The following is a 22,258-nucleotide window of genomic DNA, read 5'->3' on the forward strand; positions in this document are numbered from 1 at the left end:
TACTCATGGATAGCCTCTACTCATGGATAGCCTCGGCTTCAAGACCGCAAAGGCATTTAGCCTCAGAGTTAGGTTTAAGAGTCAGTGTAATAAGTGATGCTGTCTGGTGAGACTTTACTATTTTAAAGCCTTCCCAGAATGAAGATAGGAAAGTATGATTCGGCATGAAAACGGTAGTTTGTGTATGATTTTTGTTTGGCGACTAAACCATATCACTTACTACCGTTTTTGTTTTTAGTTCCCGCTAATCCGCGATGAACCTTAAAAAAGCGCGTTATCGCCAATGGGCAGTAACGCGCTTTTTTGTATTAGTTGATTGGTTCAACTCAATTTGTCGCTATCGCATCTGCTGGTGGCAAGTCACGCTTCTTAATCACGTATCGTAAGCGAAGTAGCATCAGAGCGGCTGACACACTCAAGCCCGTTAGAATACCAATCCAAAAGCCTTCTTCGCCCATTGCTGGAACCACGTAGTCGGTTAAGCCCAACACCATACCCATAGGTAGCGCTAAGCCCCAGTATGAAGCGATAGCTAAGATCATTGGGATCTTAGTATCTTTATAGCCACGCAGAGCACCATTTGCAGAGGTTTGTAGAGCATCACTGAATTGGTACATAGCGGTAAAGGTCAATAACACTGCTGCCGTTGCGCTGATTACTGGGTCTGTCGTGTAAAGCCTAATGATTAATTCAGGGAACAGTAGGAACATCGCTACCGAAAGCAACGAGATTAATGCTGCCACCAAAATACCGACTTTACTGCGCTCAATCGCACCAAGTTCGTCTTTTTCACCCAAAGCGTGACCAACACGAATCGTAATGCCAAACGAGATACTCATTGGGATCACGTAAGTCAGGCTCGATATATTGAGAGCGATTTGCGCCGCTGCCACATACAGCGATGTTCATACCGATAGGCAAACCTAATCTTAGAAGGTGAAGCATCTCTTTTGCTTTTGGTTTAGCGTCTGCAAAACTAATAATGGTTTTGTAGTGGTGATGACCTTTAATGTAGGAATAGAGCATTCCCGACATTAGCCAATACACTAAACTTGTAGCCCAGCCACAGCCCACAGCGCCCATTTCAGGGAACCCAAACTTACCGTAAATAAGCACGTAGTTGACCGGAATATTAATCAGCAAACCAATTACCGAAATGATCATCGGTACTTTGGTGTTGTTCATACCTTCACAGAAGCCGTTCAAAGTGTAGAACAGGGCAATACCCGGTACACCAAAGGCTAGGGCAAACGCATAGTCACTGCCAATTGGAATGATCTCAGCGGCTACGCCAATCCATTCTAAGATCGGTTTCGCACTCACCAAGTAAGCGATAAGCAGTACGCTCGCAATTAATGCAAGCCATACCATCTGGAAGAATTCAACAGAGATACTTTGGAAGTCACGTGCGCCGCGGTGGTAAGCAACGACTGGCGTTAACGCCATAATCACACCACGTAGCAGCAGTAACACAGGAATCCAAAGGCTAGTACCAAGAGCAATAGCGGCAAGATCGGCAGGGCTTACTTGGCCAGCCATTGTCGTATCGACAAATCCCATCGCTTGGGTAGCTATTTGAGTCAAAATGATTGGAATCGAAAGGTGCATAAGCGCACCCGATTCACGAGTAAAAGGACGAAGTTTCGTTAGCATGGAAGTTCAAAACACCAATATAAATGCACCAGTGATGGCAGGATGGCCGGTGTGCATTTTAGGATGTGCCCCATTTGGGCGGCGACAATATAAACACCTTACTGTATAGGGTCAAGCATTGGGTATATAGAGATTTAGTAGTGTAGCCAATGAGTTTCATTTCATTAGATTGAATGGTGTTTTTATTGTCGTAACTACATGATTTAACTCGATTTGCATAAATAGGCAAACTTAACATTTACAATGTGAATTACTAAGGTTGCGATATGGCTCATTATTATAGATAAACAAAGTTTAGTACAATCGGTAGCATAATGCTTAGGATGCAATCATGCTAAGTTCGTTGTCTACAGATGAAATTCAATCAATTTATAAGGATCGGTGTAAATGGAAAGTGAATTAATTAATGTGTGTTATGAGGGGGATGCAGGATCGAGTGACATTAGAACTTGTAATTTCGACGATATTTTACATATTTCTTTGACCGATATATTTGTAACCCTCACAAAAGAAAATCGCCAATTAAATGAACGTTATCCTTCAAAATATATCCCGAATCTGATTAAGTCCCAGCTCCAAGATCTTGATGACGACGAATATATTAATGTCCCTGTTCCGCAACCCAAATTTCCAAATGAAACGGAAATCTTTGTAACTCAGCCAGGCCTAAATCGAGTAATGGCTAGTGATAAATCTCAAGCAGGCAAAAAGTTCCAACGATGGCTATACCACGAAGTAATTCCATCACTGCAGAAGCATGGCGTTTATCCACCACCCAAAACACCTCAAGGGTCTGCGCTTTCACAAATGGCTGAAATAGTCGCACAGAACTCACGGTTGTTAGCAGATACAATTCAAGAACAGGAAAAACTAAAAATAGAGGTCTCAAGTGTTAAAAATGAAGTCTCAAGTGTTCAGGCGAGAGTATCAAAGTTAGAAAATGGAGATCACGATAGTCAATTTATAATTACTGTTCGTGAATGGTTTGACGAGGCTAATCAATTTCTATCTTCAGAAAAAGAGTTCGATGTTGTTACATGGTGTGAAAACCTATCTTTGAAGTACTCGAAGCGTAGTATCCCTTGCCCATCTGGTGAGCGTTTGAATGTACGCTTTCACAAGCCGATTATCGAAGAAGCTAAAAGTCTTGTAGAGAGAGCTCGCGGTTAGATCTTCAATACAATATATGAAGCGCCAACAGTCGCTGTGGCGCTCCTTTTATTCCATTGTCTATTGGACATGAATAGAGAACTTACTGCCACAAAGCCAACAGAAATACAAAAAGCCCAATTCCTAACGTTACCTTAAGAAGCAAGCCCAAAGGGGCACCACCTTTGGGCGCTTTGTTGCAACATCCCATCATCGTTTCCTCATTCATTGTTGGATTCATTTCACCTTAAACCTTTCCCTTACGGTAAGGTCAATGAGTTTATAAAACTTGACCAAATTTACCTTTCTTATCGTGTTGGATTCGTTAAGATAAATCCAAATTCTGTGGTTAGAACTGAGAGGGTAATATGTTGATAGAAAAGTGGTTAGAAATCGATGATGACCAGCTTTATTGCTTGTCGACTGATATCAAAGAGTCTCAGGAAATGTTGGTGTTAATTCATGGGTTGGGTGAGTCGCATTTATGTTTTGCCGACGCGTTGGATTGGCTCCCGAATTACAACTTAGTCATGTTCGACCTGTGTGGTTATGGCTATTCTCCTGCTTCGAATGTATCCCATTCAACTTAAGCTCAAGCAAAGCGAATATTGAAAGCACTCGACCTATTGAACATCCATGATTGCTTTCTACTTGGGCACTCTTGGGGAGGCGATACATCGACGTTGGTTTGTGAATACGACACGAGAGGCATCGTGCGTGGTTTTATTAATGCTGAAGGCGGATTGCACGAAGAAAGCATCATCCTATCCCAGATTATTGCAGATACATATACTGAATTAAGTCGTGACGAATTTGCGAGCTGGGTGAAAGGAGAAGGTTTCTCAAAACGTTTCCCTATGGCTTGGGGACACGGAGCGGGTGTTAAGTATCTTTCATCAGTTAGAAGATGTGAGCCAGAGGTTCTTGGTCAAACCGCGAGTGAAATCTACGGACAACATGCGACTCAAGATGTCCGTGGCGTGGTTGGCTGGGGACAGATCTTCGAAAACTTATCCATACCTAATGTATATTTTTGGGGTACTGACAGCCTAGAGGGTTGTGAACGTGCGAAAGTATTTATTAGCACGCTAGACAATGTTTCATTTGAAGGCGCAAACCACTGGGTGCAAAACGAACCGGGCAAGTTCTATACGGAAGTTGATAAGTTTATTACTGGCGTTAGAAATAGCACCAAAACTTAGATATTCAGCAACTACAATAAAAATCAATATGTGTTGCTGAAGAGATCTTTGCCTCTCAGGTTGAAATGATTGAGTCTCCAAAAACAAAAAGGCGAACCGTTTGGTTCGCCTTTTGTTATGTTTAGCGTCGCTACGAATTAATCTTCGTAGTTATCGATGCTTGGGCAAGAACAGATTAGGTTACGGTCGCCGTATACATTGTCTACACGGTTAACAGTAGGCCAGTACTTCGAGTTCTTTGTTGCTTTCGATGGGAAACAACCAAGTTCACGAGAGTAAGGGCGATCCCATTCTGCGCCAGCTAGGTCAACTTGTGTGTGTGGTGCGTTCACTAGAGGGTTGTTGTCTAGTGGCCATTCACCGTTTTTCACTGCTGCCATTTCGTGACGGATTGCGATCATCGCTTCACAGAAACGGTCTAGCTCTTCTAAGTCTTCTGACTCAGTTGGCTCTACCATTAGTGTGCCAGCTACTGGGAAAGACATAGTTGGCGCGTGGAAACCGAAGTCCATTAGACGCTTAGCAATATCTTCTTCGCTGATGCCTGTGTCTTCTTTAAGTGGACGAATATCGATAATACATTCGTGCGCTACGCGGCCGTTAGTACCACGGTAAAGAACAGGGTAGTGAGGACGTAGTTTTTCCATCACGTAGTTCGCGTTCAGGATCGCAACTTTAGTCGCGTCTGTTAGGCCAGGTTCGCCCATCATTGCGATGTAAGCCCAAGAGATAGGTAGGATTGAAGCACTACCTAAATCTGCTGCTGATACCGCGTAGTCAGAACCTTGTACACCATTTTCGATGTGACCTGGTAGGAAAGGTGCTAGGTGCGATTTAACGCCAATAGGACCCATACCCGGACCGCCGCCACCGTGTGGGATACAGAATGTTTTGTGAAGGTTCAAGTGAGATACGTCTGAACCGATGAAGCCAGGTGAAGTTAGGCCTACTTGAGCGTTCATGTTCGCGCCGTCTAGGTAAACCTGACCGCCCGCTGCATGTACTTGTTCACACACTTCTTTCACTTGCTCTTCGTATACGCCGTGCGTAGAAGGGTAAGTGATCATGATGCTTGATAGGTTGTCTTTGTGCTTCTCGATTTTCGCTGCTAGGTCAGTCATGTCGATGTTGCCATCTTCATCACACTTAACAACGACAACCTTCATAGAAACCATAGATGCTGTTGCAGGGTTAGTACCGTGCGCAGAGCTTGGAATCAGACAAACGTTACGGTGAGCTTCACCGCGGCTTGCATGGTAACGTTGAATCGCGATTAGACCTGCGTATTCACCTGATGCACCAGAGTTAGGCTGTAGTGAGAAATCGTCGTAACCGGTGATTTCACATAGCTTCTCTTTAAGATCTTTCGCTAGTGCTGTGTAACCAGCCGCTTGCTCTAGAGGTGCGAATGGGTGAATAGAACCAAACTCAGGCCATGTTACTGGGATCATCTCAGCAGCAGCGTTCAGCTTCATCGTACAGCTGCCCAGTGGGATCATGCCGTGTGTTAGTGAGAAGTCTTTGTTCTCAAGCTGTTTTAGGTAACGCATCATTTGCGTTTCGCTGTGGTGCGTGTTGAATACTGGGTGAGTTAGGAACTCTGATTCACGACGGCAGTTTTCTGGAATTGCTGCAAACTCGTTTGATGCAATGTTTGAAGATAGTGCTTGAACGTCTTCTTTCACGTCGAAGATAGCGAATAGGGCATTCACATCGTCCACTGTGGTTGTTTCGTCTAAGCTGATACCAATCTTACCTGGAAGTAGACGTAGGTTGATGTCTGCTGCTTGTGCTTTCGCGTACAGTGCATCTGTCTTCTCTTCAGAGTTGATTGTGATGGTATCGAAGAAGCTGTTGTTCGTTAGCTCGTAACCCGCTTTAGTCAGGCCAGCCGCTAGGATAGCTGTCATGTGGTGTGTACGACGAGCAATAGTACGTAGGCCTTCTGCACCGTGGTAAACCGCGTAGAAAGACGCCATGTTTGCTAGAAGTGCTTGAGCTGTACAGATGTTCGATGTCGCTTTCTCGCGGCGGATGTGCTGCTCACGAGTTTGCATTGCCATACGTAGAGCTTGGTTACCGTGCGTATCGATAGAAACACCGATTACACGACCTGGCATTGTACGCTTGTGCTTTTCACGAGTTGCCATGAATGCCGCGTGGGGACCGCCGTAGCCCATAGGAACACCAAAGCGCTGAGCTGAACCGATTACTACGTCTGCGCCCATTTCGCCTGCTGGCTTAAGTAGAGCAGAAGCAAGTAGATCTGTCGCAACAGTTACAAGTGTTTTGTTTGCTTGAGCTTTCGCAATGATGTCTGTTAGATCACGAACTTCACCTGTTGTACCAGGGTATTGAACTAGTGCACCAAATACGTCTTGCTCTGGAAGTGTTTCAAGAGCGCCAACTATTACTTCGAAACCGATGTACTCAGCACGAGTTTTAACAACTTCTAGTGTTTGAGGGTGAACATCGTCAGCAACGAAGAATACTTTGCTCTTGCTTTTACCAGCACGCTTACACAGTGTCATTGCCTCGCCAGCCGCTGTCGCTTCATCAAGAAGTGATGCGTTCGCGATTTCCATACCTGTAAGGTCCATGACCATTTGTTGGTAATTCAGTAGAGCTTCAAGACGACCTTGAGAAATCTCTGGTTGGTATGGTGTGTAAGCCGTGTACCAGCCTGGGTTCTCTAAAACGTTACGTAGAATAACGTTTGGAGTAAATGTGTTGTAGTAGCCTTGGCCAATGAAAGTACGTTTCACTTGGTTTAGGTTAGCGATCTCTTTAAGAGAGGTCAGCATGTCCATTTCGCTCAGTGGCGCAGCAAGTGTCATTGGTTTTTCAAGACGGATTTGTGCAGGAACCGTTTCGTCGATCAGTGCATCTAGGCTAGCTGCATTGATCGCTTCAAGCATTTTTTGCTGGTCTGCTTTATTTGGGCCGTTATGACGAGCAACAAACTCGTTTTGTGTACCCAAGTCTTTCAGTAATTGGCTTTGAAGTAATTCAGTCATGATATCGTTCTACTTTCTCTCTGGAGCCGTGAGCTAGCCCCTAAAATTAAGCTGCTCACAAGAGCAGCTTTATCGTAATGAGGTTACCTATTAGTCTTCTTCGATAGAGCTTAGGTATTCTTCCGCATCTTTAAGGTTGTCTAGTTCAGACGCATCAGACATCTTCACTTTAACAATCCAACCACCTTCATAAGGTTCTTCGTTGATTAGCTCTGGGCTATCTTCTAGTTCTTCGTTGATTTCTACGATTTCACCAGAGATTGGCGCGTAGATATCAGAAGCAGCTTTAACTGATTCAACTAGAGAGAAGCTTTCGCCAGCTTCAATTTCGTCTTCAGTTTCAGGCAGGTCAACAAACACAACGTCACCTAGCATCTCTTGAGCGTGCTCAGAAATACCGATAGTTACAGTACCGTCACCGTTGTCTTTTACCCACTCGTGGCTGTCTGCAAACTTAAGTGTATTGTCCATTGCTTATTCTCCAAAAATTTATGAGGTTTTAATTTAAATCTTAAAAACGGATTAACGGTAAAGAGGGAAGCGCTTGCAAAGCTCTTTAACTTGCTTGCGAACACGTTGCTCAACTTCAGCGTTGCCTTCAGGGCTTTCAACTAAGCCATCAAGAACATCACCGATCCATTCACCGATAAGTTTGAATTCTTCAGTGCCAAAACCACGACTGGTTCCAGCTGGCGTACCTAAACGAATACCCGAAGTAATCATAGGCTTCTCTGAGTCGAATGGTATGCCATTTTTGTTACATGTGATGCCCGCACGCTCTAATGCTTCTTCTGTTACGTTACCTTTCAAGCCCTTAGGACGAAGGTCAACCAGCATTAGGTGCGTATCAGTTCCGCCAGTCACAATGTCACAACCGCGAGTTTGCAACACTTCAGCAAGAACTTTTGCGTTATCGATCACTGAATTAATATAAGTATTAAATTCTGGGCCAAGTGCTTCACCAAATGCGACAGCTTTAGCCGCAATTACGTGCATTAGTGGGCCGCCTTGTAGGCCAGGGAATACTGCAGAGTTGATCTTTTTATTGATGTCTTCGTGGTTAGTCAGAATCATACCGCCGCGTGGGCCACGAAGTGTTTTGTGCGTTGTTGTCGTTACAACGTGTGCGTGTGGTAGTGGGCTAGGGTGAGCACCTGTCGCGATAAGACCCGCGATGTGCGCCATATCGACCATTAGAATAGCGCCAACTTCGTCAGCGATTTCACGGAATTTAGCGAAGTCGATAACGCGTGGGATAGCACTACCACCTGCAATAATCATTTTTGGTTGGCATTCGATCGCTTGAGCGCGCACCGCTTCGTAATCGATCTCTAGTGTGTCGCGGTCTACACCATATTGAACTGCGTTAAACCATTTACCTGAAAGAGCAGGACGTGCACCGTGAGTAAGGTGGCCGCCAGCGTCTAACGACATACCTAGGATAGTATCGCCAGGTTGAAGTAGGGCAAGTTTAACTGCGCCGTTTGCTTGAGCGCCTGAGTGAGGCTGTACGTTCGCGTATTCACATTTGAATAGCTGTTTAGCACGTTCAATAGCGATAGCTTCAACTGTATCTACGTGCTCACAACCACCGTAGTAACGACGGCCTGGGTAGCCTTCTGCGTATTTGTTGGTTAGGCAAGTGCCTTGAGCTTGCATTACTGCTTTAGAAACGATGTTCTCAGAAGCAATAAGTTCGATTTGTTCGTTTTGACGAGTGTTCTCTGCTTGGATTCCAGCAAATACTGCGTCGTCAGTCGCAGATAGGTTCGTAGAGAAAAAACTGTCTAAGCTATGGTTTTGGTAAGCGTTCATTGTCGAGACCTTTCATTAAGCTAATGGTGATTGTTTTTATAGTCCATTAGGTCTTACGTAGATTTCTGCATCGGTATCGTTTGCGTTATATAGCTGTATAGATAGACGGTTTGCGTTTTATTTATACATCTACACCATCAAAGCGATCGTTGTAGGGTCAATGCAGCACGAATTGGTTCCCAAAATTTCGGGTAAAAAACAGCTCTTACAAATGTTAAATCTATCACTTGCGACAAGCTGAAGTAGCATCTCTTCATCTAACAAGTCGATAACATAGCTCCGATAAAATCAATTTTCAACAAAAATTTCCAATAGGAAACAGTTTTTCTCGTTTTGCTACGGGGAGCACGCTTTATTTCTCTGTGTGCTCTTTAATCAACAAAGCGCTTCATGCAACAATGAATTTAATAGACAGGAAGTAAGAAATGAATGAGGGACCTATGTCAGAAGACATTTATGATGAGTACCCATCTTTAACGTTAGCGAAGGAAACGTTAGATCAGAATATTGAGCCACTTAAGCTTGGTCAGCGTATTAAAGATATCCGCGGTAAGTTAGGCATTACGTTAGAAGAGGCGAGCCAACGTACTGGCTTAGCACGCTCTACGTTGAGTAAGATTGAGAACGAACAAATTTCGCCAACGTTTCAAGCAATGCAGAAACTTGCAATGGGTTTGCAAATCGATATGCCGCAACTCTTTGAGCCACCAAGGAAAAAAGTTGCAACGGGACGTCGTGACTTAACTAAGGCAGGCCAGGGTAAACCTCACCCAACACCAACTTACGAGCATGAATTGCTGGCGACTGAGCTTTCCAATAAAAAGATGATGCCATTCAAAAGCCGTGTTAGAGCTCGTACTTTTGAAGAGTACAATGATTGGGTTCGTCACGATGGTGAAGAGTTCTTAATGGTTATCTCTGGTGATGTGATGTTCTACTCAGAATTCTATGAACCTGTACCGATGAGTGAGGGGGATAGCATGTATTACGACGCCAACATGGGTCATATGTTGATTTCCACCAGTACAGAAGATGCTCTTATTTTGTGGGTGACTGCAAAATAAGTTAACAAAATTCGAATTTCTCATAGTGAATGCAAACGTTTGCTTTTGTTTCTAACGTTTGCCAAAAGACGCGATATTGGTGTTAAAAGCATCAATATCGCGTTTTTGTATGGGACTAAAAGTTGTTTTTAAATTGTTAAATGTCACATTTTGAGCTGTTTTAATCTTGTTAAGGGTGTAAAACTGACTCAGGCTTGTTTACTATAGTGAACACGGTTTACTCATGTTGATTGAAGTTTACTGAAGTGAATTCTTAGAAAGTGAGTCGTATAGCTTTTATACAGAAGCCTCTTTTTATATCGCTAGTAATAAAAGCCTATATAAAAGACATCACTTTTTACTATCTACTGTTTCTAACGTTAACCCGTATCGTTAGAGGCGACTCTAAATAGAGATATAAGCGGCAGACTCGACTTTGGAAAGCCTGCAACGCTTCATGGAGAAGAAAATGACTCAAGAACACGCTAATCAAGACCTACTAAAAACACCTCTGCACGCACTTCACGTAGAAGTGGGCGCAAAAATGGTTCCTTTCGCTGGCTACGACATGCCAGTTCAGTATCCACTAGGTGTAAAGAAAGAGCACTTACATACTCGTGACGCTGCTGGTCTTTTTGATGTTTCTCACATGGGGCAACTGCGTTTACACGGTGAAAACGCAGCCGCTGTTTTAGAATCTCTAGTTCCTGTCGATATTATCGATCTTCCTGCTGGCAAGCAGCGCTACGCGTTCTTTACTAACGAGCAGGGCGGCATCATGGATGACCTTATGGTTGCTAACTTAGGTGATCACCTATTTGTTGTTGTTAATGCAGCTTGTAAGACACAAGACATCGACCACCTTACCGCTCATCTTCCTGCAGATGTTGAGATGGAAGTGATTGATGACCGTGCACTATTAGCACTTCAAGGCCCTAAAGCGGCTGAAGTTCTTGCTCGTTTCCAGCCAAGTGTTGCAGGCATGCTATTCATGGACGTTCAAAAAGTTGATGTTGACGGTGTTGAATGCATCGTAAGCCGTAGTGGTTACACAGGCGAAGATGGTTACGAAATCTCTGTACCGAACGATCATGCTGAAGCACTAGCTCGTAAACTAACAGCAGAAGCTGAAGTAGAGTGGATTGGCCTTGGTGCTCGTGACTCACTTCGTCTTGAATGTGGTCTTTGCCTATACGGTCACGACTTAGATACAACGACAACACCAGTAGAAGCTAGCCTTCTGTGGGGTATTCAAAAGGTTCGTCGTACTGACGGTGAGCGTGCTGGCGGTTTCCCAGGTGCCGATATCATCCTTGAGCAAATCGCGACTAAAGACGTTCAACGTAAGCGTGTTGGCTTAGTGGGTCAAACTAAAGCTCCTGTACGTGAAGGCGCTGAGCTGTTTGATGCGGAAGGAAACAAAGTAGGTGTGGTAACGAGTGGTACCGCTGGTCCTAACGCGGGTAAGCCTGTTTCAATGGCGTACGTACGCACTGATCTTGCTGCTATCGGTACAGAAGTATTTGCTGAAGTCCGTGGTAAGAAGCTACCAATGACAGTAGAAAAAATGCCATTCGTACCTCAACGTTACTACCGTGGCTAATCTCTTATAAGATAAATCACAAATTATAACGAAAGCCTATTGTTAGCTTCTCTTTTTAGGGATGTTTAACGGTAGGCTTTTTTGTTTTGATTGGATCTTCGGCCATCAGTATCCTGTCATTTTTCGTTGTCATGTTTAAAAAATGTCGTATTGAGGTTGCAAAAACACGCTATAGTGAAAGCCATAGCATGTTATTGTTGGGAACTATTCGCATTATAAATAAGTAGTAAGTGTTACAAGGAGTTATCTATGAATTTGAATCAAGCAATTAGTCCTATAAACAAAGTCGTTGTAGGTCTTTTAGCGCCTTTGATTTATTCATCAAGTGTTATGGCTACAGAGAATGCGGTTGAACCGACTCCTGATGTTGGTGTAACGCCTTATATCGTTAACGGTAGCGACGCATCAGTAAGCGATTTCCCTTCAATGGCGAGTTTGTTTATCGATCGTATTGATTACGATGGTGTTTACTCGACAGGTGCGTATTGCGGCGCAACCATTTTAAATCCGACTCATATTCTGACCGCCGCGCACTGTATTTACGGTAATGAAGAAGGTCAGCTGTTTACAACAGTGGTACCGCAACTTGAAGATACATCTGAATTTCCCAATGGCAATATCCAGAAATCGCGCGTAGTTGAAGTTTACTACCGCAGTGATTACTCGGATAACCTAAGTGATCTTCTACGTAATGATGTTGCTGTGTTAAAGCTTGAAAGTGCATTGAACATTGATTCAGTGAATGATGTGGTTAAGCGTCCTTCAGATGATAGCTACCGTATCGGCGTAAATGACTTTGTGGCAGTAGGGCACGGAGACACTCGTTCTGGTTTTGATGCTACGACGATTTTGCAAAGAGCACCGCTTCACCATGTAGACAACACTACGTGTGCGTCGGCTTTTTCTGATGGCTCTGCTTTAACAGACAATCAGATTTGTTTCGTCGGTGATTTTAGTGTATTTACTCAATTATACGGCGGTACTTGCCAAGGTGACTCCGGCGGACCAGTTTACTGGTTAGACGGCGCGGATTACCGACAAGTTGGTATTACAAGCTTTGGCCCAGAAACGTGTGGGGGAAGCTCTACTGTGACTTCGGTATTTACAGAGATCTATGACTACAAAGATTGGATTGATAGTGTAGTTGCTGGCAATGAAACACCTAAGTTTGTCTCTACAGATGCTAAGCGTACTGCTTATGTGAACGCGCGTACTTCATCGGGCTCTAGCAGTGGTGGCAGCGTTTCGTTTGGTTTATTAGGCATGCTAATGTTGATCGCTGGAGTGAGAAAAGCGGTTAAACGCTAGAAGTTGATGGCTTTGATCTAGTAAGTTTTACCAATGCTTAACTAACCTAAGTTACGAATAAACGATAGGGTAATAACTCAAACCGAATTGGTTTTCCTACTGTATCTTTCGATTATCTCATCCATTTCTTTAATAGCATCATTGATGCTTCTTATTCCGCCTTGCGCGACGCTTTTCTCATTAGTGTTTAAAGCGGAAAAAGCACGTTTAAGCTCTTTGTCCCCTAGCATATCGCCGTGGAGTAAGACCTCTTTGTAAGTAAGAAGTCTGTGTTGAACTTTGATAATATCGGCACGTGTAGTGTTTGAATCTAAAGCCTGTTTTATACAAGGAAACGCTAGTTTGTAGTCATTCGCAATTTCCAACTCGACTTCTTTCTTGTTCGCAATATGCAATTTTTTTATTTCCTAAGACTTGGCTGACCAAGTTTACTAGCCTGAATAGTTGTTATAGACGTATGTGTAAATGTTTATGATACGTAAGGTTTTTTAAGGATCGAATAATATGCCTTTAATAGCTTATGTAAACATGAGTGAGTCAATATGGTCTGCTTCTTGCTGAATATAGGTCATAACTGTCTAGTGGGAGTAAGCTTATGTCACAAGAGCCAATTGTCATGGCGCTCATTGAGCGTAGGAAGCGAGCTAATTTGTCCCAAGAGAAACTGGCTGCTAGCGCAGGAATGAGCTTAAAAACTTATCAGCGCATCGAGCGCGGTGAAGCAGATATTAAGATGTCACAATATCGCTCGATAATTCGGACATTGAAAGCGACAGATCTGGATGTGGTGTTAGATGTTGTTGGCGCTTCTCATGCAACGGCCGAAGACGTCGCTGCGGTGAGTCGCTTGCTCACAAGTGAAGAACGCATGTTGCTGATCAAGCTAATTCTCGCGTTTAAAAAGCCACAGTAAATATGTACAGGTGAAACAGTGGGGGAAAGCGAATAGAGCCGTTATTTGATTGGAAGTGGCGCCCCTTGGGGAAGCAGCTAGCTCACTCTTCCTCTAAGTTGTTTGGTGTTGCTTCTTTGCTTTTTGTTCTCTAAACGCTTTCTTTGTGAGCTACGTGTAGGTTTAGTCGCTCGTCTTACTTTTTGAACCTTTGTTGCTTCCAATATCAGTTCTTTCAAGCGTACTAACGCATCATCTCTGTTTTGTTCCTGAGTCCTATATTGTTGCGCTTTAATGATGATCACACCGTCTTTAGTAATTCGGCTATCTTTGAAGGCTAACAACTTTTCTTTGTAGAAATCGGGCAGAGTAGAGTGCTTGATATCGAAGCGTAAGTGTATTGCGCTAGAGACCTTATTGACGTTTTGGCCTCCCGCACCTTGGGCTCTGATCGCGGTTAACTGAAGTTCCCAGTCTTGAATTGATACAGAGTTAGATATTTGTAGCATAAACTTCCATTTTGAACCGTAATGTGGCGTCATGATACTGAATATTGGTTATGGTATCAGTAACTTTCTTAAAGAGTGGTAACAGAGATGAAAATAGATTTAACGGCATATGAAGGATTAATCTTTGATATGGATGGTACGTTGATCGACACAATGCCGGCTCATGTCCAGGCTTGGCAGCAAACGGCACAGGAATTTGGATTCCACTTTGAAGCATCTTGGCTGCATAGCTTAGGTGGCATGCCGAGCTACAAAATAGCAGGCGAAGTGAACAGCAAATACGGTTTGTCTCTCGACCCGCAGGCGGTGTCTAAGTTTAAGATGGCATCATTCGCGGCGATTGAAGACAAAGGGGATGTCATCGCTTGTACACATTCGTTGTTACTCGAACATTTAGGAAATAAGAAGATTGCGGTTGGAACAGGAAGCCAGCGTAAAAGCGCGGAGCAGTTGCTAGAAAAGACGAACATTCTTAGCAAGCTCGATATTCTTGTTACCGCTACAGACGTGAAAAATCACAAACCGAACCCTGATACCTTTTTAGATGCTTGTTTTGGTATGGGGTTACAACCGAAGCAATGTGTGGTGTTTGAGGATACGGACCTTGGTAAACAAGCTGCTCACGCTGCAAAGATGGACTGTATTCTAGTGGTCGATGGAGTTAAGTTAGAGTTTCACCCTGCACCGAACTGATTGCCTTCAGAATGTGAGGTCGCTTAGGAATTAGTTCGTGCTAGGCGATTTCACTCATTTCGGTGTCTAAGAACAAACATACGCTATCACGCCCTGCAGCTTTCGCTTCATATAGCGCTAGGTCGGCACATTTGTAGTTTAGGGCAGGGTCGCCAGTTAGATTCGTGATACCAGCACTAACGGTAACAACACTGTCTAGCTCAAGACTAACCGCAATTCGCAGCCTATTAAGCACGTAGTCAGCTTCTTCTGTTGTGGTGTGAGGCAGAATCACCCCAAACTCTTCACCGCCAATACGAGCAACGAAGTCAGTTTCACGACACTCACGTTGCAATACTTGAGCAACGGTCTGAATCACTCGATCACCATAGTCATGACCAAACCTATCGTTAATGCGTTTGAAGTGATCGATATCTAGGATCGCCAAACAAGAGTGTTCTCGGGTAGGGTAACGGTTAATACGGGAGCATTCATCGCGCAGCTCCAGATCAAACTTGCGGCGGTTCCAACATCCCGCTAAGGCGTCTTTTTCGCTTAAGTTTCTTAGTTTGTTCTCAAGCTCTTTGTGTTTACTGATATCAACAAATGACGCGACATAAAACTGGATTACGCCTTTTGCATCTTTAATGGTTTGGATGCGAAGTATTTCAGTAATCAACGACCCGTCTTTACGACGGTTGACGACTTCACCTTCCCACATACCTTTCTTCTTAATAACGCTCCACATTTTGATGTAGAACTCTTGGTTGTAACGTCCTGATGCAAACATTGAAGGTTGGCGACCTTTTACGTCTTCCAATTCATAACCACTGACTCGAGTAAACTCTTGGTTTACTTTGATGATGCGGTTATTACGGTCAGTGATGACCAATGCCGACATGCCATTCATCGCGGCCTTTGCTAATTGGCTTTCAATACTGTTCTTCTTATGGTTTCTGTTCCACAGTACAAAACCTGCTGAGATCATCGAGATTAAAACCGTTAAGGTAACGATCTGTACGACGATGGCGTGGTTCTCACGTTGGTACTGGCTATTAAACTGCTGATTCTCTATATGAAGTACCATGTAGATAGGGCCTTCAAACTGCTTGATCTTAGGACTGATATCAGCATGGAAATACCAGTTTTTACCATCAAAGTAACTAGAAGATGTGTTGTCTTTTATCGCAGCCCAGAGCTTAGGATACAGCTTGGCATATGTTTGGTCTGAGCGTGATTCAATAACGTGACCAAAAGACAGTGAAGGATCTGGCCCCATGATGATGTGACCAGTCTTATTGAGAATAATTGGGACAGCAGAGGAGTCGCCGATTTGGTAATGAAGGCGTTTATAAATCTCTAGCATGTTTAAGTTGGCAATGAAGTAGCCAATAATGCGATTGTTGTCAGCGACAGGTGACATAATGCGCAGTGCCGGAATCAACGGGCGAACTATCTGACCGTTTTCGACTTCAAGATCGATGCCTTTAGTACTGACCTCACCGATCTTAAGTTCTTGAAGTGCGGAGAAGTAACTTCGTGATGATTTATCTTGGAGTTCGTTTTCCGGAACAACTGAAGCATGGCCATCTTTGTAATTTATGCGGAACACTTCATTACCGGTTAAATCAAGATAGCGTAATTGAGAATAGTACTTTTGGCCACGTGCAAGCATTACCCACAGGTCTTGTAAAGCTTCCGTGTGAATGACCGACGGCTCCTTAATTGCTCGAAGTAACGTTTTGGAATCTGCTATAGAGGGAACTGAGTTAGAGATTTGTTCAACAATGACGGCGAGCTCGTGAAAGCTGTACTCAATCTGGTTTTGGCTAGATTGTTTGATGTTTAGCGAGTGCTGAGCTTCGACTCTGTCGAATTCAGAGTTGATATAGAGGGCAGGGACTAATCCTAGGGCAAACATGGTGCACAGAAATTGGCCGACTAGTTTCTTTATACTTGTATTCATCACTGTCCTCAAAGAATCAGCGCAATACTATATATTTTATAGGGTTTTTAATGTGATCTTGACCCAGAACTTAAAACAAGATCTGCATATTACTGTGGTTTTAGTGCAACTTTGTGCACCTTGACTTGATTAATGAGCAATCACTTAACGATAAAATGATTGCTCAATATAGAATAGTGGTCCGAAAAACGAGGCGATTAAATCCCGATATTTCGACATTTATCTGGATAAAGGTGTCTAACTAAGGCCAACAATATTTCCATTACTATCAATATCTAACGACATGAACGCCGGTTTATCTGGTAACCCAGGCATGGTCATTACATTGCCGCATAAAGCGTAAATAAAACCAGCACCCGCACACAGCTTTAGTTCTCTTACGGGCACGTCAAATTGGCTTGGTGCGCCTTTGATATGTGCTTCCGTTGAAATAGAGAGTGGTGTTTTAGCTAAGCATACCGACAGGTCTTGATAGCCATGTTGTTTAAACTCAGCCAACTGCTGCTTTGCTTTCGGCGAGAGTGTAATACTCGCGGCACCGTAACCGATTTCAGCAACCGCCATGAGTTTCTCTTCTAAGCTTTGGCCTGTTTGGTAAAGGGGCTTAAAGTCACTGTCACTTTGGCATGATTTGACAACCGCTTGTGCAAGTTTAGTTACGCCGTCACCGCCTTGGCCAAATGCTTCACTGACTTCAACAGCGACGTTGCTATCGAACTCTGTAATCATCTGTTTCAATGTGTCGAGTTCTTGTTGTGAATCTTGCGGGAAGCGGTTGATCGCTACTACGGTAGGCACACCGTATTGCTTAACGTTATTAATGTGCCACTTTAGGTTTTCAAAGCCAGAGAGTAACCCGTCGTTGTCGTCACTGAAGAGCGAATCGGGTAGTGGTGTTCCTGGTCTCAAATCATACAAACCAGAGTTCGCCTTTAGTCCACGCAATGTCGCTACTACTACCGCGCAGTCGGGCTTCTTACCAGATGCTTTGACTTTGATATTGCAGGCCTTCTCGAAGCCCATATCTGAACCAAATCCACCTTCAGTTACAACAAAGTCGCTGAGTTTCAGTGCGATCTTATCTGCAATAATCGAAGAGTTACCATGTGCAATGTTCGCAAAAGGACCTGCGTGTATAAGCGTTGGTACGCCTTCAAGTGTCTGCATCAAGGTTGGTTCGATAGAGTCTTTCATTGTTACTGTCATTGCACCGGCAACATCAAAGTCATTTGCTGTTAAAGGCTTACCTTGTCTGTTGTATGCCAGAACAACACGACCAATGCGTTTACGTAAATCTTGCAGGTCATCGGCCAGTGCTAAAATAGCCATAAGCTCTGAGGCAGCTGAGATATCAAATCCATCTTCGCGTTCATAGCCGTTGATCGTTTTACCGTTTTCGTTTTTACCCACGGTGATCATACGTAATGCGCGGTCATTATGGTCGAGCACACGTCGCCAAACGATTCTGCTTGGGTCTATATCCAGTGCTTTCAACCCTGAGCGAGTTTCAAATGCTTGTAAGCCTTCACGCTGTTCATGATACAAGCGTGCATCAATAGCAGCAGAGGCAAGGTTATGAGCGGCTGTTACAGCATGGATATCACCAGTTAGGTGAAGGTTCAACTCGTCCATAGGAGCAACTTGAGAATAACCACCGCCAGCAGCACCACCTTTAACACCAAACACCGGGCCCATTGAAGGCTGGCGAATACACGCCATTGCTGATTGGTTAATCTTCGCCAATCCTTGTGCTAAACCGATAGTCGTCACGGTCTTTCCTTCACCAAGTGGTGTTGGTGTAATTGCTGTCACGACAACCAGCTTTCCGTCTGGCTGTTGAGATAGGCGTTCGAGTGATGTTAGAGACACCTTTGATTTGAATTGCCCTAAGGGCTGATGTTCTTGTTCTTGTAGGCCGGCGTGCTGAGCAACCTCACTGATGTTTTTAAGGGGTGTTGAGCGACAAATATCGATATCAGACAGCATATTTGATCCTTATATCAGAACCGAAAGGTGGTACGTAAACGTTTGCGTGGCGATGGTACTGTATAAATTTGCTAAGTAAAGGCAAACCACACAGATTATGTGCTGGAAGATAACAGATCTGAAGAGTCATTGCGCGAGATCAAATCTTAAATGAGCCAAATATTCGATTTAGTGGGTTCGAATTACGGTCACATCCACATTAAATACAAAAGGGGCTGCATATCGCAGCCCCTTTTAAATGACAGTATTCGTCACGCGACAGATGCGCGATTAACGGTCCCAGTATGTTTCTTCTAAGCTATCTTCGCGCTCTGGTAGTGCACGAGAAAGGCGAGGTGAGTGCTGTGTTAGCACTTCGTAGCTTACGCGGTTTGCATACTTACAAATCTGAGATAGTGAAGAGTATGTTAGACACGTGTGTTCGTGTTTCTCTGAGTTTGGTACGTTAACGAAGTGGTAGCTGTTTGCTGCCATGTCATGTAGCAGAGCAGAAAGCGCGCCATCACCCGCACCATTAGTGTTCTTAATCTCTAATGGACCACCAAGGTATGGGCCAATGTGAGAGTACACTTTAACCGGGTTTTCACAGTCTTGCTTACGCATAGCGCGGCTGAATTCGTACTTGTTGAACTCAGGGATATTGCCTGGTAACAGTGGAAGTGTCGTTTCGCGTTTTGCTAACTCGTCTGTGTAACCCGCCATGTAAAGGCCGATTGGACCAGCAGTACACAGTACTAAGTCAACCCATTCTAGTGCTTTGCTCGCTGCAAGAAGTGGATCTTTTTCGCCTGTTAACGCTTCACCTTCGTCTTCATTCATTGCAACGATAGTTACGTTCTCTTTCAGGTATTCTTGCCACCATTCAGCGTTGCCTTCGATCACGTATTTAGTACCAAGCGTTAGAACAACAGGCACGTTGTGCGCTTTCGCGTATTCAATCGCCTTTTGTACTGCTTTTGGCATTGGATCTTCAGGGTTACCGCGCATTAGGTAAGAAGAAACGACTAGAGCAGATGCTTTCTCGAACACTTTCTCAGGAATGCTCTCTGGAAGCAGCTGGTTCATGTGTCCTTCGTTAATCGCAAACGTACGCTCGCCATCTTCGGTAATTAGCGTGTAACAACGACCGATTGGGCCATCTACTGTTTGTAGGTGGTTCAGGTTCATACGAGAAGAAGTGCGGCAAAGGTAACGGTAACCAAATGAGCCAACTTCAATTTTCTTAGACATTACGCCAAGCAGTACAGATTTGCTGTCTGCAAGTACGGAATAGTTGTGCAGTGTGTTGCCGATAGTATCGCCAGGGTATTGATGCGTAATCAAACCGCGCTCTACAAGCTCTTCATACAGCGCATCAGCTTTACTTTCTTCCAATACCAGTGAGTGACCTTTACTCAGCTCGTATTTATCAAGGAACGCACTGTCAACACGGGCTTCGATATCAACAATGGTTTGACCTACACCAACAATCGTTGCGCGGTGCAGTTTAGGTGTTTGTTGAATTTGGTTGACCAACGGATCACGTGCGTGAGTTGGAAAGTAATGCTTAGATTTACGCTGTCCAGGAAACTTCATATGAAAAATACAGTGAAAAAATTTTGCCGCATGATATCACATTTTATTTCTGTTTCTTTCATTTTTATTACATTTTGAATCACCTGCACAATGTCTGTACAGGTGATTCGTATTGATTATTCTGTTGGTACGAGTGTTGCTGGATCAACGTAAGCCGCTGTACCCCATAGAGGAACAGTAGATAGGCTGTGTTTGAAGCTACCTTCAGTCTCTTTAGTGGTGTAAGACAAGTAGAGTAGGGATTGGTTTTCTGCGTCGTAAATACGGCGAACTTTCATGGTTTTGAAGAAAATGCTTTTCGACTGCTTGAATACCACTTCGCCAGATTTACTTTTATCAATCTGCGCGATCATTTCAGGCGTGATTTCACCCGTTTGGCGGCAAGAAATAGAGCTATCACTTGGATCAGAAAGACTCAGGTTCGCTTCGATGGAAGCGATGTGACACGTTACGCCCGGGATTTTGTCATCGTCTAAAGATGACATCTTAATATCCTTCATTGTGAAGAAACCTAAAGATACGTCGCCAACCTCATTGTCCGAACAACCTGCTAACATTGTCATGATACCGGCTGCTATTAAGGCTTTTTTCATAAGAAGTCCTTTTTATTTGTATAGTTCTGTTTACTATAAGAAAATTGAAAGCTTGAATACGAGTGTAGAGCTTTTCGTTAAGTTCTTAAAGGATGTTGTTGGATAATGAAAAATATGAAGCATTTAAAGTACTTGTTGGCCTTAGTGATGCTCTGTATGCTCTGTATGCTCTCTGCATGTAGCTCGGCGCCTCAGCCGACCGTATGTCTGCCAAATAACTGTGATATTTGGGGATACTAACTGTAGGTACTAAAAGAATGAATAACGAAATACCTGAAATCGCATTAAAAAAGAATCAGTGGCTGTTTAGCCAGCTTGATATTGCTTACCCCGCAAAAGAAAGCCTCTTAGGTCTAGATATCTATAAAAATCAGCTTTCACAAAAGACTTACCAACTTCTCCCGCAAGACCAAACGCCCTCACAAATTGACGAACTGCATAAAGTAGATTTTCACAAACTGACGGTTCTTTTCTCTCTAAACCAAGCTAGTGCTTATCAAGATGAAGCGGAAAGGGCGAACATCCTAGAATTCTTAAGCCAAATCATGCTGTCAGATGAACATGAATTGTATGTAGGTACTAAAAGCGGTGATGTGGTGGCGAGTGCTATCGTAACGGCGAGTGACGATGAGCTGCTGATATCAGATATTGTTAACCAAGACGATCAAAATATTGTCGGGTTTGCTAAACAGTTACATGATTTTTTGGCTCAAGATCAAGATTCTACCTATAAAGTATTGTTCGAGAACTAATGACTCTTTGAGAAAGCGTTAATCTGAGTACAATACACCGTCTTTTAAAAAGGGTTCGGTATGTACAAGCTATTGATCTCAATCGCTGTATTGTGTGTTAGCGCTTTTTCTCCTGCAATTTATGCTAACGACTGGGATGTTAAACAAATCCTAGTATTACACTCCTACGAACCTTCCTATCAATGGACCGCAGATTTCCAAAAGGGGATCGATAACGCGTTCAAGCAATCCCATGGCGAAGTAAAACTCTCTATCGAGTATTTAGATACTAAACGCATTCATAACCAAGACTACTGATCTGCTCCAGCCAGACTGGACACTTCATTAAGCGACATTTTGTTGTTCAAAGTTAACTGGGCTTAGATACCCAAGAGCACTGTGCCTTCTCGTTCGATTATAATCAACCTCTATGTACTCGAAGATCGTTTGGCGCATCTGCTCTCTCGTCATAATCGGCTCATATTGGATCGCTTCCACTTTCATAGAATGGAAGAAACTCTCAACACAAGCATTGTCCCAGCAG

17 protein-coding genes and 3 pseudogenes are annotated in these 22,258 nt (G+C 43.7%); 9 read left to right on the forward strand and 11 right to left on the reverse strand.

All coding sequences use genetic code 11. The annotated features are described in order from the left end of the window. Nucleotides 1–326 precede the first annotated feature (326 nt). Nucleotides 327–1,653: pseudogene (locus L1D55_RS24030) on the reverse strand (MATE family efflux transporter). 387 nt (nt 1,654–2,040) lie between these two features. Between L1D55_RS24030 and L1D55_RS24035 the strand changes: the two are divergent. Together L1D55_RS24035 and L1D55_RS24045 are read left to right on the forward strand one after the other, a co-directional pair. Further along, nucleotides 2,041–2,823, forward strand: a complete 783-nt coding sequence (locus L1D55_RS24035; protein ID WP_239919145.1) for a BRO-like protein — start codon at nt 2,041–2,043, stop codon at nt 2,821–2,823. Between the two features lie 347 nt (nt 2,824–3,170). After that, a pseudogene (locus tag L1D55_RS24045) lies at nt 3,171–4,004 on the forward strand (alpha/beta hydrolase). A gap of 137 nt (nt 4,005–4,141) precedes the next feature. On the opposite strand, the gene gcvP reads toward L1D55_RS24045, so the two are convergent. The 3 genes from gcvP to L1D55_RS24060 all read right to left on the reverse strand — a co-directional run bounded on the left by gcvP (nt 4,142) and on the right by L1D55_RS24060 (nt 8,836). Continuing rightward, nucleotides 4,142–7,021 (reverse strand): aminomethyl-transferring glycine dehydrogenase, encoded by a 2,880-nt coding sequence (gene gcvP, locus L1D55_RS24050; protein ID WP_239919148.1) that lies wholly within the window; start codon nt 7,019–7,021, stop codon nt 4,142–4,144. A 90-nt stretch (nt 7,022–7,111) separates the two neighbouring features. Beyond that, entirely contained in the window at nt 7,112–7,492 is a 381-nt protein-coding gene (gene gcvH, locus L1D55_RS24055) for a glycine cleavage system protein GcvH (protein WP_008216962.1), read from the reverse strand. 51 nt (nt 7,493–7,543) lie between these two features. Next, nucleotides 7,544–8,836, reverse strand: coding sequence for a serine hydroxymethyltransferase (locus L1D55_RS24060; protein ID WP_004738118.1), 1,293 nt, complete (start codon nt 8,834–8,836; stop codon nt 7,544–7,546). 440 nt (nt 8,837–9,276) lie between these two features. On the opposite strand from L1D55_RS24060, the gene L1D55_RS24065 reads away from it, so the two are divergent. The 3 genes from L1D55_RS24065 (at nt 9,277) to L1D55_RS24075 (ending at nt 12,790) form a co-directional block, all read left to right on the forward strand. Then, nucleotides 9,277–9,900 (forward strand): XRE family transcriptional regulator, encoded by a 624-nt coding sequence (locus L1D55_RS24065; RefSeq protein WP_128165239.1) that lies wholly within the window; start codon nt 9,277–9,279, stop codon nt 9,898–9,900. A 448-nt stretch (nt 9,901–10,348) separates the two neighbouring features. Further along, nucleotides 10,349–11,482, forward strand: a complete 1,134-nt coding sequence (gene gcvT / locus L1D55_RS24070) for a glycine cleavage system aminomethyltransferase GcvT (RefSeq protein ID WP_239919149.1) — start codon at nt 10,349–10,351, stop codon at nt 11,480–11,482. Between the two features lie 249 nt (nt 11,483–11,731). After that, nucleotides 11,732–12,790 carry a trypsin-like serine protease gene (locus L1D55_RS24075; protein ID WP_239919150.1) on the forward strand — a complete coding sequence of 353 codons (1,059 nt, stop codon included), beginning with the start codon at nt 11,732–11,734 and terminating at the stop codon, nt 12,788–12,790. 77 nt (nt 12,791–12,867) lie between these two features. Here the strand turns inward: L1D55_RS24075 and L1D55_RS24080 are convergent, their stop codons facing one another. After that, nucleotides 12,868–13,185, reverse strand: coding sequence for a hypothetical protein (locus L1D55_RS24080; RefSeq protein ID WP_239919151.1), 318 nt, complete (start codon nt 13,183–13,185; stop codon nt 12,868–12,870). A gap of 200 nt (nt 13,186–13,385) precedes the next feature. Here L1D55_RS24080 and L1D55_RS24085 point away from each other — a divergent pair, with 200 nt between their 5' ends. Then, complete coding sequence (locus L1D55_RS24085) at nt 13,386–13,703, forward strand: helix-turn-helix transcriptional regulator (protein ID WP_239919152.1); 318 nt, start codon at nt 13,386–13,388, stop codon at nt 13,701–13,703. 77 nt (nt 13,704–13,780) lie between these two features. On the opposite strand, the gene arfB is transcribed toward L1D55_RS24085, so the two are convergent. Beyond that, entirely contained in the window at nt 13,781–14,191 is a 411-nt protein-coding gene (arfB, locus tag L1D55_RS24090; RefSeq protein WP_239919153.1) for an alternative ribosome rescue aminoacyl-tRNA hydrolase ArfB, read from the reverse strand. A gap of 87 nt (nt 14,192–14,278) precedes the next feature. Between arfB and L1D55_RS24095 the strand changes: the two genes are divergently transcribed. After that, a complete protein-coding gene (locus tag L1D55_RS24095; RefSeq protein ID WP_239919154.1) occupies nt 14,279–14,884 on the forward strand; it encodes a beta-phosphoglucomutase family hydrolase in 606 nt (201 codons plus the stop codon). Nucleotides 14,885–14,924: 40 nt separating this feature from the next. Here L1D55_RS24095 and L1D55_RS24100 read toward each other — a convergent pair whose 3' ends face one another. From L1D55_RS24100 to L1D55_RS24115, 4 genes are all read right to left on the reverse strand, one after another. Further along, nucleotides 14,925–16,829 carry a diguanylate cyclase gene (locus L1D55_RS24100; RefSeq protein WP_239919155.1) on the reverse strand — a complete coding sequence of 635 codons (1,905 nt, stop codon included), beginning with the start codon at nt 16,827–16,829 and terminating at the stop codon, nt 14,925–14,927. Between the two features lie 237 nt (nt 16,830–17,066). Beyond that, nucleotides 17,067–18,815: a formate--tetrahydrofolate ligase gene (locus L1D55_RS24105; RefSeq protein ID WP_239919156.1), complete on the reverse strand. Its 1,749-nt coding sequence runs from the start codon at nt 18,813–18,815 to the stop codon at nt 17,067–17,069. Nucleotides 18,816–19,085: 270 nt separating this feature from the next. Further along, nucleotides 19,086–20,390 carry an inosine/guanosine kinase gene (locus L1D55_RS24110; RefSeq protein WP_239919157.1) on the reverse strand — a complete coding sequence of 435 codons (1,305 nt, stop codon included), beginning with the start codon at nt 20,388–20,390 and terminating at the stop codon, nt 19,086–19,088. Between the two features lie 116 nt (nt 20,391–20,506). Further along, nucleotides 20,507–20,983 carry a CreA family protein gene (locus L1D55_RS24115; RefSeq protein WP_102425418.1) on the reverse strand — a complete coding sequence of 159 codons (477 nt, stop codon included), beginning with the start codon at nt 20,981–20,983 and terminating at the stop codon, nt 20,507–20,509. A gap of 257 nt (nt 20,984–21,240) precedes the next feature. On the opposite strand from L1D55_RS24115, the gene L1D55_RS24120 reads away from it, so the two are divergent. After that, nucleotides 21,241–21,735: a hypothetical protein gene (locus tag L1D55_RS24120; protein ID WP_239919158.1), complete on the forward strand. Its 495-nt coding sequence runs from the start codon at nt 21,241–21,243 to the stop codon at nt 21,733–21,735. Between the two features lie 60 nt (nt 21,736–21,795). Continuing rightward, nucleotides 21,796–22,029: pseudogene (locus L1D55_RS24125) on the forward strand (phosphodiesterase); the annotation flags it as partial. A gap of 30 nt (nt 22,030–22,059) precedes the next feature. Here L1D55_RS24125 and L1D55_RS24130 read toward each other — a convergent pair. Further along, nucleotides 22,060–22,258: IS3 family transposase (locus L1D55_RS24130; protein ID WP_239919159.1), on the reverse strand; the 199-nt coding region annotated here is incomplete at its 5' end.

Origin of the sequence: Vibrio sp. Isolate22, from assembly GCF_022398115.1 — a bacterium.
Classification (GTDB): domain Bacteria; phylum Pseudomonadota; class Gammaproteobacteria; order Enterobacterales; family Vibrionaceae; genus Vibrio.

Bases quoted from the DNA above. Each gene is read 5' to 3' on its own strand.
- L1D55_RS24035 (WP_239919145.1), top strand. From the start codon at position 2,041: ATGGAAAGTGAATTAATTAATGTGTGTTATGAGGGGGATGCAGGATCG.
- gcvP (WP_239919148.1), bottom strand. From the start codon at position 7,021: ATGACTGAATTACTTCAAAGCCAATTACTGAAAGACTTGGGTACACAA.
- gcvH (WP_008216962.1), bottom strand. From the start codon at position 7,492: ATGGACAATACACTTAAGTTTGCAGACAGCCACGAGTGGGTAAAAGAC.
- L1D55_RS24060 (WP_004738118.1), bottom strand. From the start codon at position 8,836: ATGAACGCTTACCAAAACCATAGCTTAGACAGTTTTTTCTCTACGAAC.
- L1D55_RS24065 (WP_128165239.1), top strand. From the start codon at position 9,277: ATGTCAGAAGACATTTATGATGAGTACCCATCTTTAACGTTAGCGAAG.
- gcvT (WP_239919149.1), top strand. From the start codon at position 10,349: ATGACTCAAGAACACGCTAATCAAGACCTACTAAAAACACCTCTGCAC.
- L1D55_RS24075 (WP_239919150.1), top strand. From the start codon at position 11,732: ATGAATTTGAATCAAGCAATTAGTCCTATAAACAAAGTCGTTGTAGGT.
- L1D55_RS24085 (WP_239919152.1), top strand. From the start codon at position 13,386: ATGTCACAAGAGCCAATTGTCATGGCGCTCATTGAGCGTAGGAAGCGA.
- arfB (WP_239919153.1), bottom strand. From the start codon at position 14,191: ATGCTACAAATATCTAACTCTGTATCAATTCAAGACTGGGAACTTCAG.
- L1D55_RS24095 (WP_239919154.1), top strand. From the start codon at position 14,279: ATGAAAATAGATTTAACGGCATATGAAGGATTAATCTTTGATATGGAT.
- L1D55_RS24100 (WP_239919155.1), bottom strand. From the start codon at position 16,829: ATGAATACAAGTATAAAGAAACTAGTCGGCCAATTTCTGTGCACCATG.
- L1D55_RS24105 (WP_239919156.1), bottom strand. From the start codon at position 18,815: ATGCTGTCTGATATCGATATTTGTCGCTCAACACCCCTTAAAAACATC.
- L1D55_RS24110 (WP_239919157.1), bottom strand. From the start codon at position 20,390: ATGAAGTTTCCTGGACAGCGTAAATCTAAGCATTACTTTCCAACTCAC.
- L1D55_RS24115 (WP_102425418.1), bottom strand. From the start codon at position 20,983: ATGAAAAAAGCCTTAATAGCAGCCGGTATCATGACAATGTTAGCAGGT.
- L1D55_RS24120 (WP_239919158.1), top strand. From the start codon at position 21,241: ATGAATAACGAAATACCTGAAATCGCATTAAAAAAGAATCAGTGGCTG.